The following is a 13,206-nucleotide window of genomic DNA, read 5'->3' on the forward strand; positions in this document are numbered from 1 at the left end:
GACGGAAACTGTAACCCTAGCCCGATCTAGACGTCTACATCCAAGTGCAGCTGATGATGACCCGGCGCGGCTATGATTGCCCGCCCTAGCCTGCCCAGCCATGGACTACGGACCTGACGAGCAGGTGCGACACAACGCCCCGGAGCCGCCCTACCGGCAGCTCGCAGGCATCCTTGCCGCCCGGATCGCACGCGGCGACTGGGAGCCCGGCTGGCCGATTCCGTCCGAGTCTCAGCTGATGGGCGAGTACGGACTGGCGCGCGCGACGGTGCGAAGGGCAGTGCGCCTAGTCGTCGAGGAAGGGCTTGCTTTCACCGTCACGGGACGCGGCACCTATGTGAGCGAGGACGAGTCCAAGCACTGACGGGCGTGATCACCAGCTACTGACTGCACGTCCGTACGGCCGACGTGGTTCTGCGATCCTTCGCGGCGCAAGCACACACGGGTCCGGCCGGTCAGCCGAGCGGGATGGGCGTTCCGACTCGTTCGATGTCCCGCAGGCCGCGGAGTTTGTCCGGATTGGCGATCAGCCGCACGGTCGTCACCCTGCCGTCCGCCACCTCGAGCGCGAGAACCGAGTGCGGTACGCCGCGCGAGGTGACGACGAGCGCGACCTGGCCGTTGACCGTGGCGAGGAAGGCCCGCGGCTCCGGTGGTGCGTTGGTGGCCATGCCGAGCAGGAAGCGACCCACCTTGTCGGCGGTGGAGATGACGCGGAGCGGCCCTTTGGCCACGCCGCCGCCATCGCCGTGCAGCGTGACGTCCGGCGCGAGGACCCGCATGAGGGAAGCGAGATCGCCGGACATACTGGCCGCGAGGAACTGCTCCGTCACCCTCCGCTGGGTCGCGTGGTCGGTGTCGAACCTCGGCCGGCGTTCGCGTACGTGGTCGCGCGCGCGGCGGGCGAGCTGGCGAACGGCCTCCTCGGTCCGGTCCAGCACCTCCCCGATCTCGGCGTAGGACAGGGCGAACGCCTCCCGTAGCACGAACACCGCGCGTTCCAGCGGAGACAGGGTTTCGAGGACCACCAGCAGGGCGAACGACACCGTCTCGGCGCGCGCCACCTCGTCCGCGACGTCCGGACTGGTGAGGCCTCCGCCCGTGAGACTGCTGCCGGCGACGCTGGAGCCCGCGACGTTCGTGGCGTGAGGGCCGGAGCCGGGAAGGCCGGCGCGAGTGTGGCCAGTACCGGTGAGGATGGGCTCCGGCAACCAGGGGCCGACGTAGGTCTCACGCCTGCGCTGGGCGCTGCGCAGCCGGTCGATGGCGAGTCTGGTGGTGACCTTCACGAGGTACGCACGGACGTCCACGACGCGCGCGTGGTCGACGTCCCGCCAGCGCAGCCAGGCGTCCTGGACGACATCCTCGGCGTCAACCGCACGGCCGAGTACGCGGTAGGCGACGCCGAAGAGCAGCTCGCGATGCGGGTTGAACGCCGCAACGCCGTCGGGCCCGGCGTCCTGATCGTCACCGCTGTGCACACTGCAGTCCTACCAGTGCGCGGGAACGGCGGTGGCGCGGGTCCGCTCAGGGCTGCCGCGCGGATGGCATGGGTATTGTCGACGGCGCGTCCCACGCTCAAGGGTGCCGAGAGTTGTCTCGCCGCCCGAACTCCGGAAGGACCACCGTGAGCATTCACGACATCCCACTGCGTACCCTCGCCGGCGACTCCGGTTCACTTGGCGACCTCGCCGGCTCGGCTCTGCTGGTCGTCAACGTCGCCTCCAAATGTGGCCTCACGCCGCAGTACTCCGGCCTGGAACGTCTTCACCAGCGCTTTGCCGACCGTGGCTTCTCGGTCGTCGGCTTCCCGTGCAACCAGTTCGGTGGGCAGGAGCCGGGTACGCACGAGGAGATCCAGGAGTTCTGCTCCACGACGTACGGCGTGACGTTCCCGATGTTCGAGAAGCTCGACGTCAACGGTGCCGACCGGCACCCGGTCTATGTCGAGCTCACCTCCACGGCCGACGCCGACGGCGAGGCGGGAGACGTGCAGTGGAACTTCGAGAAGTTCCTCGTCGACCCGCAGGGCGCTGTCGTCGGCCGGTTCCGGCCGCGCACGGATCCTGAGGACGCGGCCCTCGTCGCCGCAGTGGAGGCGCAGCTCCCCCGCTGAGGACCGTTCGTCCGCCCGTCGGAGGACTGGGTCGGTTTGCCGACGACGTTCGGCGGATGTGGCGTTCCGGCACAGGCTGTCCGCACTGGCCCGTACCTGCGCGGTTTGCCAAGCATGAAACGCGTTCGCCACACTCGTCACGGCGGGACAGGCCGGGCATCTGGCACCGATCCGCGGAGTCGCGGACGCCGTCCCCACCCCCGGGTTACGTTGGCATGGCCCACGTCCACAGCAGTGTGCGGCCGGCACCGGTACCCAGGGGGAGACAGCGATGGACCTTCCGGGCACACGACCGACGCGTCCACGCCGCCGAACCGCGGTGGCGGTTCTGGTGGCACTCCTTCTCTTCTTCAGTGCCGTGAGCGTCGTGAGCCTCAATCCTCAGTCCAGGCTGTGGTCTGGGCAGTGGTCGGGCCTCACCTGGCCCGCGGGCCGATCGATGCCTGGCGATCCCGTATCGATGACGACCGGCCTCTACGTCGACCCGCGGTCGCAACCTGCCAAGTGGGTGCAGACCAACCCCGGTGACCCGCGTCAGGAGGCGATCAAGACCGGGATCGCCGAGATGCCGATCAGCCGGTGGTTCCTGGGCAACGACAACGATCGCACGGAAGCCAGCATGTACGTACGCGGAGCCGAGGCGGCCGACAAACTGCCGGTGCTGGTGGCGTACAACATCCCGGGCCGTGACTGCGGCCAGTTCAGTGCTGGTGGCGCGGACGGCTCGGTGGCGTACCGGAAGTGGGTCGACGGCCTCGCCAGTGCGGTCGGCCAGCGACCGGCGGTGGTGATCCTCGAGCCGGATGCCCTTGCACAGTTGGACTGCCGCCCCGACACGCAGCGGAACGAGGCGCTCGCGCTGATCTCGTACGCCGTGGACCAGTTCGCCAACCGCGCACCCAACACGTGGGTCTACATCGACGCGGGGCACTCCAACTGGGTCGACTCCGCGACCATGGCCGAGCGCCTCCGCCGGGCCCATGTCGGCAACGCGCGCGGCTTCTCGCTCAACGTCTCCAACTACCAGCCGACCGAGGCCAACGTGGCGTACGGCCAGGAGGTCGTCGAACGGATGGAACCGGACGGTATCCATCCCACGTTCGTCATCGACACCAGCCGCAACGGTCGCCCACCGGCGGGATCGGAGTGGTGCAACCCGGCTGGTCAGCAGGTCGGGGACCGCCCGCGACCCGGTGGTGCGTACGGGCTCGACCTGCAGCTGTGGGTGAAGCCGCCCGGTGAGTACGACGGTGCCTGCGGTGTCGCACCCGAGGGCAACGCGGGTGACTTCCAGCCGTCCGCCGCGTTGGGGCTGCTCACCGGGTCCGACGGCGGACAGTGGCTGCTGGGGTTGCGGAAGAGTACGGGCGTGGTGAGCCGTGACCAGGATCCGTGGCAACGGGACCTGGGACTCAGCCGTGCCGATCCCACCGGCGACTGAGAGTGCACGTCAACCCAGGCGGCACTGGATGAGGGGCGTCCTGCTCCCAAAGGTTCGGCTCAAGGTGCCCCTCATCCCAGGCGGCTCTGCGTGAGGGGCGCCCTGGTCCCCATAGCTTCGCCTCAGCGGTGGTCGGGCGGGGCTACTCCGTCCGATGCGGCAGACCTGCCGCTCGCCAGTCCACGAATCCGCCGTCGACGTCGGTCGCCCGGTGCAGCCCCAACTCCTGCAGGGTCGCGGCCGCCAGGCTGGAGGCATAACCCTGCGAGCACAGGACGATGACCGCCACGTCGTAGCCGGTCGCTTCGGGGACGCGAGCGACGGATGCCGGGTCGAGCCGCCATTCGAGGACGTTGCGTTCGATGACGAGCACATTCGGGACGGCGCCTTCGACGTGGCCCTCACGTCGCCGTTGCTCGCTCGGGCGGATGTCGACGAGCAGCGCGCCGGCCTTCACCTGTTCGTACGCCTCAGCCGGACTCACGCGGTCGAGGTGGCTGCGGGCGCGGGCGAGCAGGTCGTCGATGCCCTGTGGGGGCTGAGGGGATTGCGGGGTCTGAGGGGACTGCGGGGTCTGAGGGGACTGCGGGGTCTGAGGGGATTGCGGGGTCTGAGGGGACTGAGGGGACTGCGGGGTCTGCTGGCCATGGAGGGTCTGCGTCGTGCTGGTCACCAGTCCACTCCCGCGCGCTCCGACGAGACGACGCGAAGTCGTTGGCCTTCGAGGACGTACTGCGTCATGGCGGTGAGCTCCGGTGCGTAGGCGTGCAGACTGATGGCGGGGACGGTACCCAGGTTGGCGACGTCGTGGATGTGCTCATACCCGAAGCCACGAACCGAACCCGCCGCGAACGCACGACGGGCGGTACGAACCGGGCCGCCGACCTGGCTCGCCGGCTGGACGGTTGCCTCGGACAGCGTGCCCTCGATCACGATGAACGCGCCCAGAGCCTCACCATGGTCGTGGAGTCCGGTGTTCTGTCCTGGCAGCCAGCTGATCAGCCAGATCTCGTGACCCGGGTCCCGGTCGAGCCGGGAGTACCAGCGGTCGTCGCCGCTGCCGAACTCGACGCCCTGGCGCCACCTGGCCGGCTCGCCCGCGATCCGGCGGACCAGGGCGGCGGCGGAGGCCACTCCGGCATTCGGGCGGGGCGGGCGAGCACCAGATACACCAGCAACTAGACCTGATTTATAGGAATTGAGATCCCGAAACGGAAGTGAGGTTGCGGACACAGCGTTCCTCCAGCGGAAGTCTTCACCGGGAAGTCGTGACGAACGTCGATCGACCTAGGGCCACACGCCTCCCCGGGTGTGGAGGAGGTCAGTGCGGACCAGCGGGGCGAGGACACCATTCGTCGAAGTGGTCGCAGCGCCGGCCGATCCAGAACGTCTCGAGCAGCGGCGTGGTCAGGGACGGACTCATGGGATCACCGCCGCTTCCGGCTGGGCCCACGACGGACGGGGCCGCGGGTCCGGCGTCGGGGCCCACGCACCGCTGCTGTCGGAGTACGACCAGCAGGTTCCCGACGAGACCAGCGCGCTCACGGCATCGGCGAGTCGGTCGACGTCGGCCACCGTGCTCCCGACGCCGAAGCTCGCCCGCAGCGCACCCTCCGGCGCACCCAGCCGGGACACCAGCGGGTGAGCGCAGAACCGTCCATGCCGGATGCCGATGCCGTGCTCGGCCGAGACGTACGCCGCGACGAGACCCGGATGCAGGTCGTCCACCGAGAACGCCACCACCCCGATCGAGCTCGGGCTGTCCCGCCAGATCCTGTGCAGGCGTACGCCGGGAATGCTGGCCAGCCGCTCGGTCAGGCGTTCCCGAAGGGTCTCCTCGTGGGTTTCGAGCGCACCGTCGGGGAGGCCGGCCAGGGTGTCGCACGCAAAGCCGAGCGCCACCGCGCCGAGCACGTTGGGCGTACCACCCTCGTGCCGGGCGGGCGCGGGTGCCCAATCGGTGTGGGTGAGGCCGACCTCGCGCGCCGCGCCGCCACCGGGAAGGTAGGCCGGGGCAGCGTCGAGCCAGTCGCGACGTCCGACGAGGACACCCGCTCCGAACGGTGCGTAGAGCTTGTGACCCGACAGCGCGAGGTAGTCCACGCCGCTGGCCGCCAGGTCGATCCGGCGGTGCGGGGCGAGTTGGGCGGCGTCCACGACGACCCGCGCCCCGGCAGCGTGCGCGATGTCCACGATGTCGGCGATCGGCAGCAGCTCGCCGGTGACGTTGGACGCGCCGGTGACCGCGACCAGTGCGGCCGGGCGGGCGGCGAGTTCGGCGCGCAGGCTGATGAGGGTGGCGCGCTGGGTGGTGCCGGCGAGGACGCAGCGGGTCTTCCCACTCGCGCGATGCCGCCACGGGAGCAGATTGGCGTGATGTTCGATGTCGAGGTGGACGACCGCTTCGCCGGTGGGTACGCAGTGTGCGAGCAGGGTGAGCGCATCTGTCGTGTTGCGGGTGAAGACCACCACGTCGTCCGGGCGGGCACCCACGAACGCGGCGACCTTGGCCCGCGCGGTCTCGTAGAGCGTCGTACTCACCTGCGAGGCGTATCCCGCCCCTCGGTGCACGCTCGCGTAGAACGGGAGAACGCCGTTCAGGTGGGCCGCGACGGCGGACAGGCAGGGCGCGCTTGCTGCATAGTCGAGTTGGGCGTACGGCACCTGCTGGCCGCTGACGACCGGCACCTGCAGGTCGGCACCGACCACCGGGAGGAGCGGCTGGAGGCCGGCTTCTGAGCCACGTGGAACGGCGTTCGGCGAGGGTGGAGCGGCGTTAGGCGGCGGCGAGGTGGCGGTGAACGACAGTGGGGTGGGGCTCAGCGGCAGTGTGGTGGCGCTGGGGGCGAACGGCGCACAGGGCGCAGGCGCGGTGTCGACTGGTGTCATGCGTACCTCACAAGGTCTCGGGGACCCTGTGGGCCGCGGGTCCCGCGCTTGTGGTGCCGGGCGGCACCACCTGGTCCTCACCCGGGGCACCCCACCGCGGTTGGAGGGTTGCCGGCCAGCAAGCCGGGGCTCTCAGGGCTTGGCGCCCTTGCTGGCACTCATGACCGCGACACACGTTAACCGGTGGCAGGAGCAACTCGCCTCGATGTATCAAATAATGGACGCGCGTACCAATATGCGGGCAGCCTGCAGCTCGACCTCCGGCAGCCCATAGTCGTACGTCCTCTTTGCCGAAGGTCGTGACCAGCCGTCGGAGGCCCACATCCGCAGCCTGGCGATCGACCGATCGGGGTCGTCGAACTGACCGCCGCGGGCTCGCTCGGGCGGGTCCGCATCCTGACCGTCCGGTGAACCGACCGGGCGTACCCACGGCTTCGGGGTTCCGCCCATCGACGCGGCCCGGCTACCGTGACCGGCATGCCTGCACCGACGAAGATTGTTCTCGACGAGTCCGAGCTGCCACGAGCCTGGTACAACGTGCTCGCTGACCTGCCGAGCCCACCGCCGCCGGTCCTGCACCCGGGCACCCACCAGCCGGTTGGCCCGGACGACCTCGCCCCGCTCTTCCCGATGGACCTCATCCTGCAGGAGGTGACGACCGAGCGGTACGTCGAGATTCCCGAGGAGGTCCTCGACGTCTACCGGCTGTGGCGGCCGTCGCCGCTCTACCGCGCCCATCGCCTGGAGAAGGCGCTCGGCACGCCGGCCAAGATCTTCTACAAGTACGAAGGCGGCTCACCCGCCGGGTCCCACAAGCCGAACACCGCCGTGCCCCAGGCGTACTACAACGCCAAGGCGGGCGTACGCAGGTTGACGACCGAGACAGGCGCGGGCCAGTGGGGCACGGCGCTGGCGTTCGCCTGCTCGCAGTACGACCTGGCCTGCGAGGTCTGGCAGGTGCGCGCGTCGTACGACCAGAAGCCGTACCGCAAGATCATGATCGAGACGTTCGGCGGCACCATCCACCCGTCGCCGTCGGACCTGACCGCGGCCGGGCGCGCCGTGCTGGAGAAGGATCCCGACTCGCCCGGGTCGCTCGGCATCGCGATCTCGGAGGCGGTCGAGGTCGCGGCGACGAACGCCGACACCAACTACTCCCTCGGCAGCGTCCTCAACCACGTGCTGCTGCACCAGACGATCATCGGCGAGGAGGTGGTCGCGCAGTTCGGCAAGGTGGGGTTGACACCGGACGTCCTCATCGGCTGCACCGGCGGCGGCTCGAACTTCGGCGGGCTCGCGTTCCCCTTCCTCCGCGAGAAGCTGGCGGGTCGGCTCGACGTCACGATCCGCGCCGTGGAGCCGGCGAGCTGCCCGTCGCTGACGAAGGGGGTCTATGCGTACGACTTCGGTGACACGGCAGGCATGACGCCCTTGATGAAGATGCACACGCTGGGCCACGACTTCATCCCCGACCCGATCCACGCCGGTGGGCTGCGCTACCACGGCATGTCGCCGCTGCTCTCCCATATCTACGAGCTGGGTTTGATCGAGGCGGTGGCGAAGACGCAGCGGGAGTGCTTCGAGGCGGGTGTGCAGTTCGCGCGTACGGAAGGGATCGTGCCGGCGCCGGAGCCCACCCACGCCCTCGCCGCGTGCATCGACGAAGCCCTGCGCTGCAAGGAGTCTGGCGAGGAGAAGGTCATCCTCACCGCACTGTGCGGGCACGGTCACCTGGATCTCGCGGCCTACGGTACGTATCTCGCCGGTGAGCTTGTCGACCACGAACTCGCCTCGGACCAGGTGGCAGCCGCTGTCGCGGGCCTGCCCACCGTCCCCGCATAGCGCCGGTTCTTTCGGACAGGGCGACGGTTCTTCCCGCATGGCGCAGGCGTTCCGCGCGGCGGCAAATGACCACGCTGAGCAGGCGTACGGACGCCCAGCCAGGCATCGACACCGGTCCAGGTCACACCTGCATGCTCAACGTGGTCATTTGCCAGCGGCCCCGCCCAGTCGATAGACCTTCGTACGACGGGAGTTCGGGCGGGACGAATCCTTGGGAGACAGGACATGGGTGAGGCGGGTCGGCGATTCGTCATCTACGGTGCCGGGGCGATCGGCGGCGTGTTGGGAGCTCGACTGCACAGAGCGGGCCACGAGGTCGTACTGATCGCGCGTGGAGCGCACCTCGACGCGATCCGGGACGACGGGCTGCGGGTGGAGTCGCCGTACGACACGGAGACGCTGCAGCTGCCCGCGGTGGGGGACCCGAGCGAGATCGAGTGGCGGCGCGGCGACATCGTGCTGCTGACGATGAAGAGTACGGACACGGCGGACGCGGTCCGGGCCCTCGCTGGAGCGGCCGACGCGCAGACGCCGGTCTTCTGCGTGCAGAACGGCGTCGCGAACGAGCCTATGGTCCTGCGGCAGTTCGCCAACGTCTACGGCGTCCACGTGATGTTCCCCGCGACGTACCTCACGCCGGGGGTCGTCCAGGCACCGTCCACGCCGGTCACCGGGATCCTCGACCTCGGCAGGTACCCGAGCGGTGTCGACGACACCGCCCGTGAGGTCGCGGAGGCGTTCCGGTCCGCGACGTTCGCCTCCGAACCGCGTCCCGACATCATGCGGCGGAAGTACACCAAGCTGCTCGGCAACCTCGGCAACGCCGTCGACGCCGTGTGCACGCGAGGCGACGGCCGCGACGAGGTGATCGACCGACTGCGCGCGGAGGGTCTCGCGGCGCTGGACGCGGCCGGCATCGAGTACCAGTCGTTCGAGGAGGACCGGGCCCGCCGCGGCGACCTGCTGCAGGTCAAACCGGTCAACGGCCAGGACCGCACCGGCAGCTCCTCGTGGCAGAGCCTCGCAAGGGGCACCCGCACGATCGAGGCCGACTATCTCAACGGCGAGATCGTCCTTCTCGGACGGCTCCACGGCGTACCCACCCCCGCCAACGAACTCGCCCGCCAGCTCGCCAACCAGGCCGCCCGCGCGGGCAGTCCGCCAGGGCTGATGTCACCCGAGGTGTTCCTCGCCCGCCTCGACGCGGCGCCCGACGCCAGCGGCCAGGGGCCGGCGCCCACCGGCCGCGACGCAGGACACTCCGACCGGGACGGGTCAGACGGTACGAACGATGCCGTTGCCGAAGGCGTACTCCCCACGCGGTAGGAACGGCTGCGGTGGACCGGCATCGCCGGCGCCGTCGGCGTCCCGCTGGTCATCGCCTGGCCCTGATCGCAGGGGGACCTTCGGCGCGGCCCACAACCAGCCCGAACAGCGTCCGATCGACGTCCTGGCGATCCTCCTGCTGCTCGCTGGACCGGCGGCCCTTCGAGCGGGTGCGGTCAGATCGGGTACGCGACGTCGCACACGTGGTCGGTCGGCGCTGCCGCGGCGATGTCGACGCCGGGAAGGTAGACCTCGCGTGGCGACCCGGCGCAGGTCCGCTTCCGCGCGGTCATCGAGCGCTCAACGGCGTCGTAGGCGGACAGGATCTGCGGCATGTCGAACTGCGCCTTGGTCACCCGGACGTACGCCTCGCGGTGGGCCGGCTCCTCCCGCGCGGTAGGACCATCAGCGGGTAACGCTCCGTCACGTCCGAGGGTCCCCCGCACGGGTACGCAGACCTCGACCGGTCCGTCGCTGTCGTCGTTGACCGCGCCGTGGAAGATGACGAAGAGCGGCCCGGTCATCCCGCCGTTGTCCTGGGCGACCGCCGACAGCCGGACCTTCGTCGCGGTAAGCCAGGACTCGAGCTCCTCCAGGCGTAGGTGCCGGCACTCGGTGAGCACCAGCTGTTCGGGGACCTCCCGCTCGCGCACGTCGTACCCGTCGAACCGGGCGTCCCCGCCGAGCAGGCTGGTGCGGAGAAGTGCGGCCAGTTCCCGTTGACCGGCGAGCCGGCGTTCGATGGCCTCCCAGTACGCGGTGAGGACGTCGGCCCCCGTTGCGCCGGGCGCCGCGAGGATGTCCCGCACCGTCGACAGCGGCATGTCGAGCTGCCGCAACAGCACGATCAGCCGGGCCGCGAACAGCTGGCTCTCCCGGTACCGCCGGTATCCGTTGCCCGGATCGACATCGGCAGGGGTGAGCAGGCCGAGCCGGTCGTAGAGCCGGAGTGCCTTCAGCGACAGCCGCGACCGCCGGGCGAACACGCCGATGCTCAGCAACTGGTCCGTCGCCTCCGCGGCGTCTCCGGCCTGGATGTCGGTGGTGCTTGGGGGCGTGGGGTCGGTGGTGCTTGGGGGCGTGGGGTCGGCGATGTCTGCGGGCGCCGCGTCGACGGTACGTCCGCCCAGGGTGTCAGCGGTGGACGCGGCGGGGGCCTCAACGGTGGACGTGGGCCGGGTGCCTGTGGCGGGGGTCGCAGCGGTCCCTCTGCCCGGACCGTCGGCAGCCGACGTCCCCGAGGCGTCGGCGTTGCGTCGGGCAGGGGCGGGGGTGGTGCCTTCGGTGAGGCCCTCGGTTGGGGTCACGCCGGCAGCGTACGACGTGGGTGGTGACCCGACAGATGAAGCCCGAGAGCGGCCGTCTGGCCCGTGATCATGAAGAGAAAGTCGGCCATAGCCCCTCGAAACGTTCATGATCACGATCATGATCACTGGAGGAGCGGACGCGAGTCGAGGTCCGCGGGGGACGAGGAGAGGGCCCGGGAGGACCGGTGCCGGACCTCCCGGGCGATGATCAGTCGGAGAGCTTGAAGACGAGGTCGGTCTCCCACTTGTTCATGTCGGGCTCCTCGTCCGGATCGGTTTGGTACAACTCCAGGCGGGCGGCCCACCGCTCACCATCCGGTGTATCCGATACGTCCCAGGTGAGAGTCTCACCGTCGGCCCACTTGAGCAGAGCGGCGGTGGCGTCGATCAGCTCGTCGGGATGGCCCACGTGGTGGAGCGTGGCGTAGCGGCCCGCGGGCAGGACGCCCCCCTGTACGCGGTCGTCACCGGTGACCTCGCTGGCCACGGGTACGCCGACCTCGACCTCGAGCTCGCCCTCCATGTCGATGATGTTGTACTTCCAGAACGGCGAGCCGGCCGGGGCGATGTCGTGCGCTCCGAGCCAGCCGAACACCTCGCCGATCAGCGGCGGAAGGTTGCTGCCGAGTTGGTTCATCGGGACGGACGACGTGATCGCGACGTAGGGCTGCGCCGCCCGGTCGATGATCGTGGGTTGGCTGATGTTCATGGGTGGAGCACCTCCGAGCGTGCGGTACCTGTTCAGCGTGGCGGCCGCGCCCCGGCGGCCATGGTCCACGGTCGGGTCTACCCCAAGGGCAGGGTCAAGCCCGGCTCCACGGCTCCTCGGCCCGGTCGGCCGCATCCGAGGAGTCAAGCCGATCACGCCGCGCAGACGGAGTGGACGCCGACGGCTCGGACTCGGACGGCTCGGACCCGGACAGCTCGGACTCGGACTCGGACGGCTCGGACCCGGATAGATCGGACTGGAATAGATCGGACGCGGATGGATCGAACTCGGACGGCTCGACAAGCGGGTCGTACGGCGTGGCGGACACCCGATGTCGGACCGGAACCCATCCAGGTGCTCTCGTTCGGGCCGACGTGCGTCGCTCCGTCTGCTCCGCCCCAGGGCCCTCAGCCGGCGCATCCCGGTGCGGTCGTACGCCGGCGACAACAAGCCGGGCGACGTCCGTCACTGCGGCGAGGACTGCGTGGGATACCTGGTCGAGCCGGCTGAGCCCGTACGCCCGGATGGCCGGGTCGTACGGGACCGGCACGACCGCCGCCACCCCGCGCTGGTCGGCCCCGCCGAGGCCCGCGATCCCCGTACGCACGTGGCGCGGCACGTCCGGCCCGGCAACATCGACGACAGCGAGGACGATCCGTGCAGGGGACAGTCCGTCGCGGTCGAGCAGAGCCAGCAGGCGTCGCGTGGCCCGGAGGCCGTCACCGCTGGACGGCAGCACCACCACCGGCACGGCGTCGGTCCTCCGCCACCACAGGTCGAGCACCGACGCGTGCCCGGCGTTCCGGGCCTGGACATGGGCTGCCGGCACTGGCGCGCGGAGGTCGAGCACGCCAGCGAACCAACTGCCGGACTCCAGCACGTCGACGTACCACCTCGGGTCCTCAGGAACCACGACGGGCGGAGCGGTGAGCGGACGGCAGTCGGTGAGTACGTCGTAGCCGGGACCGCCGGGTCCTCCCGGGCCGACATCGAGAGGGTCCTCCCGACCCCGGCCCGGACCCCTGCCTTGCCCACCGAGCGGCACCGGCCGACCGACGACCGACGCCAGCCCGGCGACGGGTCCGTGGCTGAGGACGGCCGGGAGCCCGGGATGCGGCCGCTCGCCGGCATCGATGCCGAGCCAGCCCGGCCATGGTGAGGACGACGGCGGTGCCGAATCGACGACGAGGGTGCGTGTGGTGGGCGCGAGCACTTGGGCGAGCAGTCCGGACACGGTCGACCGTCCGGCGCCCCCGATCGGCGCGAACACCGGAACCAACGCCCGCACGCCATGCGGCAGGAGCAGGGCCGGAGCCGGACGCTTCTTCCGCATGCTCGCAGAGTAACCGCAAGGTGAGGGCACCCGAGGAGACGCGCAAATGACCACGCTGAGCACGCAGGCTCGTCACGTGAGCTGCAAATGACCACGCTGAGCACGCAGGCTCGTCAGGTGAGCCGCAAATGACCACGCTGAGCAGGCAACTGCCCGGACGCCAGGCGTCGATGCCTGGCTCAGGTCCGAAGCGCGTGCTCAGCGTGGTCATTTACCGCCGCCGGCCGGCTGGCTGGCTGGCTG

The 13,206-nt window shown here is 70.1% G+C and carries 12 protein-coding genes and 1 riboswitch; of the genes, 5 read left to right on the plus strand and 7 right to left on the minus strand.

Features of this window, described 5'->3' with window-relative positions:
• Positions 1-100 precede the first annotated feature (100 nt).
• The gene (locus ABN028_RS07360; protein WP_349328449.1) at positions 101-364 is read left to right on the plus strand and encodes a GntR family transcriptional regulator; all 264 of its coding nucleotides are present in this window, start codon (positions 101-103) and stop codon (positions 362-364) included.
• A 91-nt stretch (positions 365-455) separates the two neighbouring features.
• Here the strand turns inward: ABN028_RS07360 and sigJ are convergent, their stop codons facing one another.
• The gene (gene sigJ, locus ABN028_RS07365; RefSeq protein ID WP_349696059.1) at positions 456-1,481 is read right to left on the minus strand and encodes an RNA polymerase sigma factor SigJ; all 1,026 of its coding nucleotides are present in this window, start codon (positions 1,479-1,481) and stop codon (positions 456-458) included.
• 146 nt (positions 1,482-1,627) lie between these two features.
• On the opposite strand from sigJ, the gene ABN028_RS07370 reads away from it, so the two are divergent.
• Positions 1,628-2,116, plus strand: a complete 489-nt coding sequence (locus ABN028_RS07370; RefSeq protein ID WP_349696060.1) for a glutathione peroxidase — start codon at positions 1,628-1,630, stop codon at positions 2,114-2,116.
• Between the two features lie 460 nt (positions 2,117-2,576).
• Complete coding sequence (locus tag ABN028_RS07375) at positions 2,577-3,557, plus strand: glycoside hydrolase family 6 protein (RefSeq protein WP_349328446.1); 981 nt, start codon at positions 2,577-2,579, stop codon at positions 3,555-3,557.
• A gap of 142 nt (positions 3,558-3,699) precedes the next feature.
• On the opposite strand, the gene ABN028_RS07380 is transcribed toward ABN028_RS07375, so the two are convergent.
• The 3 genes from ABN028_RS07380 to ABN028_RS07390 form a co-directional block, all read right to left on the minus strand.
• Positions 3,700-4,230 carry a rhodanese-like domain-containing protein gene (locus tag ABN028_RS07380; protein WP_349696061.1) on the minus strand — a complete coding sequence of 177 codons (531 nt, stop codon included), beginning with the start codon at positions 4,228-4,230 and terminating at the stop codon, positions 3,700-3,702.
• Positions 4,227-4,691: a cysteine dioxygenase gene (locus ABN028_RS07385; protein WP_349696062.1), complete on the minus strand. Its 465-nt coding sequence runs from the start codon at positions 4,689-4,691 to the stop codon at positions 4,227-4,229. Before ABN028_RS07385 ends, ABN028_RS07380 begins: the two co-directional genes overlap by 4 nt.
• A gap of 285 nt (positions 4,692-4,976) precedes the next feature.
• A complete protein-coding gene (locus ABN028_RS07390; RefSeq protein ID WP_349696063.1) occupies positions 4,977-6,446 on the minus strand; it encodes an aminotransferase class V-fold PLP-dependent enzyme in 1,470 nt (489 codons plus the stop codon).
• Positions 6,447-6,485: 39 nt separating this feature from the next.
• Positions 6,486-6,612, minus strand: a riboswitch (SAM riboswitch).
• Positions 6,613-6,923: 311 nt separating this feature from the next.
• On the opposite strand from ABN028_RS07390, the gene ABN028_RS07395 reads away from it, so the two are divergent.
• On the plus strand, positions 6,924-8,288 hold the full coding sequence (locus ABN028_RS07395; RefSeq protein WP_349696064.1) for a TrpB-like pyridoxal phosphate-dependent enzyme: 1,365 nt from the start codon (positions 6,924-6,926) through the stop codon (positions 8,286-8,288).
• Between the two features lie 225 nt (positions 8,289-8,513).
• Entirely contained in the window at positions 8,514-9,614 is a 1,101-nt protein-coding gene (locus tag ABN028_RS07400) for a ketopantoate reductase family protein (protein WP_349696065.1), read from the plus strand.
• Between the two features lie 176 nt (positions 9,615-9,790).
• On the opposite strand, the gene ABN028_RS07405 is transcribed toward ABN028_RS07400, so the two are convergent.
• The 3 genes from ABN028_RS07405 to ABN028_RS07415 all read right to left on the minus strand — a co-directional run bounded on the left by ABN028_RS07405 (position 9,791) and on the right by ABN028_RS07415 (position 12,963).
• On the minus strand, positions 9,791-10,921 hold the full coding sequence (locus ABN028_RS07405) for a MerR family transcriptional regulator (protein WP_349696066.1): 1,131 nt from the start codon (positions 10,919-10,921) through the stop codon (positions 9,791-9,793).
• Positions 10,922-11,129: 208 nt separating this feature from the next.
• Positions 11,130-11,630: a GyrI-like domain-containing protein gene (locus ABN028_RS07410; protein WP_349696067.1), complete on the minus strand. Its 501-nt coding sequence runs from the start codon at positions 11,628-11,630 to the stop codon at positions 11,130-11,132.
• 94 nt (positions 11,631-11,724) lie between these two features.
• A complete protein-coding gene (locus ABN028_RS07415) occupies positions 11,725-12,963 on the minus strand; it encodes a hypothetical protein (RefSeq protein WP_349696068.1) in 1,239 nt (412 codons plus the stop codon).
• Positions 12,964-13,206: the final 243 nt, after the last annotated feature.

Origin of the sequence: Actinopolymorpha sp. B17G11 (genome assembly GCF_040196095.1) — a bacterium.
Lineage (GTDB): Bacteria > Actinomycetota > Actinomycetes > Propionibacteriales > Actinopolymorphaceae > Thermasporomyces.

Coding starts and splice junctions, on each gene's coding strand:
- ABN028_RS07410 (WP_349696067.1), bottom strand. CDS start 11,630: ATGAACATCAGCCAACCCACGATCATCGACCGGGCGGCGCAGCCCTAC.
- ABN028_RS07375 (WP_349328446.1), top strand. CDS start 2,577: ATGACGACCGGCCTCTACGTCGACCCGCGGTCGCAACCTGCCAAGTGG.
- ABN028_RS07400 (WP_349696065.1), top strand. CDS start 8,514: ATGGGTGAGGCGGGTCGGCGATTCGTCATCTACGGTGCCGGGGCGATC.
- ABN028_RS07395 (WP_349696064.1), top strand. CDS start 6,924: ATGCCTGCACCGACGAAGATTGTTCTCGACGAGTCCGAGCTGCCACGA.
- ABN028_RS07415 (WP_349696068.1), bottom strand. CDS start 12,963: ATGCGGAAGAAGCGTCCGGCTCCGGCCCTGCTCCTGCCGCATGGCGTG.
- ABN028_RS07360 (WP_349328449.1), top strand. CDS start 101: ATGGACTACGGACCTGACGAGCAGGTGCGACACAACGCCCCGGAGCCG.
- ABN028_RS07390 (WP_349696063.1), bottom strand. CDS start 6,446: ATGACACCAGTCGACACCGCGCCTGCGCCCTGTGCGCCGTTCGCCCCC.